This window comes from Paramesorhizobium salinisoli (assembly GCF_003335045.1).
GTDB classification, from domain to species: Bacteria; Pseudomonadota; Alphaproteobacteria; order Rhizobiales; family Rhizobiaceae; genus Paramesorhizobium; species Paramesorhizobium salinisoli.
The window spans coordinates 1-1,781 of record NZ_QOZG01000075.1; the positions used below are offsets into that span (position 1 = coordinate 1).

2 protein-coding genes and 1 pseudogene are annotated in these 1,781 nt (G+C 55.8%); 1 reads left to right on the top strand and 2 read right to left on the bottom strand.

Features of this window, described 5'->3' with window-relative positions; translation table 11 throughout:
* Positions 1-231: 231 nt before the first annotated feature.
* Positions 232-481: pseudogene (locus DUT91_RS27120) on the bottom strand (transposase); the annotation flags it as partial.
* 85 nt (positions 482-566) lie between these two features.
* On the opposite strand from DUT91_RS27120, the gene DUT91_RS24905 reads away from it, so the two are divergent.
* A complete protein-coding gene (locus tag DUT91_RS24905) occupies positions 567-932 on the top strand; it encodes an SH3 domain-containing protein (protein ID WP_114443044.1) in 366 nt (121 codons plus the stop codon).
* Between the two features lie 103 nt (positions 933-1,035).
* Here the strand turns inward: DUT91_RS24905 and DUT91_RS24910 are convergent, their stop codons facing one another.
* Positions 1,036-1,566: a GNAT family N-acetyltransferase gene (locus tag DUT91_RS24910; RefSeq protein ID WP_114443043.1), complete on the bottom strand. Its 531-nt coding sequence runs from the start codon at positions 1,564-1,566 to the stop codon at positions 1,036-1,038.
* Positions 1,567-1,781 lie beyond the last annotated feature (215 nt).

A 1,781-nucleotide genomic window follows, 5' to 3' on the forward strand; every position in this document is an offset into this window, starting at 1 on the left:
CAGCGTAAAGCATCGAGCATCCGCGGCGAGATAGCCGGGACGGCTTTTTCAATGCCGCCTCCGCCCGCGTGACGTTTGCTCTCCTTGTGATGACGATCAGCTCGCGAGCGATGGCCTGAAGGCAAGCGTGACGTCGACCATCATCTGGGCCTTGCTGGTACCGGTGATCGCCGAGCGAAATGGAAACCGGCGCCATTCTGGTGCAAACATCGATGGCTGTTGGGTCTCTGCCTCCAGCCACCGGCTCGATTGCACGCGGTTAAACATACCCGAACACGTACAACTTCAAAAGATCACCCGGATCATACCCCGGCCGGCCAGTGTCCTTCGCCGCCACTCGCACGAAGCCGGCGGCCTCAAGATCGAGGCCATCTACGAAAGCCTCAATGAATCGAACCGGGTTGTCCGGGCCGACGTAATCGTCAACTGCTTCCGGCAGAAGCAGCAATTGCGCGCGATCTGTTCCTGAAAGATGTGCCATGGCGTAGGCTATCACGGCAAATCGATTTGCGGAATCGCCGATGGCTTCTCATGTCGTCTGTGGGCGTCTTGCTGGCGGGATGAGCATGAAAAAGTCTGTCGTCGAAGATCATAAAGCAACATACCCGGATCCGATCGCAGTCATAGCCGGCGACATAATCAGTCTGTCCGGAAAAACGGATATATGGGATGGACATAAATGGCTCTGGGCAGAGGGCCCGGACGGCAAGGCTGGATGGGTACCGGACTCTCTCGTGAGTTCCAGCGACGGGGTGACGCGAGCCGTCCGCCAATACTCCGTCACAGAACTTACGTGCCAAAGGGGAGACATTCTACTTGTCATCGAAGAAACGCACGGCTGGGCATGGTGCCAATCAGACAACAACAAACAGGGTTGGGTACCTTTGCGCAACCTTTCGTCGCCAGAGCCCCTGCGAAGCCGTCCACGATGAGGTGCCTTAAGAGTTTTAGGACAGTCTGCAGGGCTTTCTCGATCATTTTGATTCCTTCCGCCCGCGATCGGCGGCAATTGGAGGAAGTAAGCTTTTTTTGAGGTCAGCGCAGTCGGGCCATGAAATGCGCATCGACGTATTCACCGTTACGGTAAGCATTCTGGCGCAACGTGCCCTCGTGGACAAAACCGAACTTTTCGTAAAGCCGGATCGCCGGCGTATTATCTACAAAGACATCCAATTCGATGCGCCGAATGTCATGCCATTTGTCTGCCGTATCGATTAAAGTGCCCAGAAGGACTGTCCCAACACCCTTTCCTGCGAATTCGTCGTGCACGCCGATGCCAAAGGTCGCGACATGGTGCTGGCGGCCGGTCTTGCGGTGGAGACCAGCACTTCCGATGATCCTGCCATGCCATTCGGCGCAGACCAAAATATCTGAAGGCGAAGCGCTTTCGATATAATTGCGGGTTCTCTCAACGCTCTGGAACGGCTGACGCAAAGTACCGTAACGCACGCCAGGCAGGTTGAGAACTTCCGTTATGGCTTCGGCATCCTGCGGGCGCGAGCCACGGATTACCACATCATGGATACTGAATTTTGGTTCAGGCGGTGTATCTTTCTCGGGCGGCACGTTGTTCTCCTATAAAAGCGGGAGAGCAGGCCCTTGATCGCCCTGCTCGTCTCGGCAGGGCTGGATGAATGATGAAACGCTTTTACCGCGCCAACAGTCCAACGCCCACCGGATAACCGGAGGTCATGGGATTACGGCGAGTAAGGGTCACGTTTGCGATCATGGCGTAAAAATGCGTCCAGTTCGCGCACTTGTCAATCATGGATGCTTCCTAG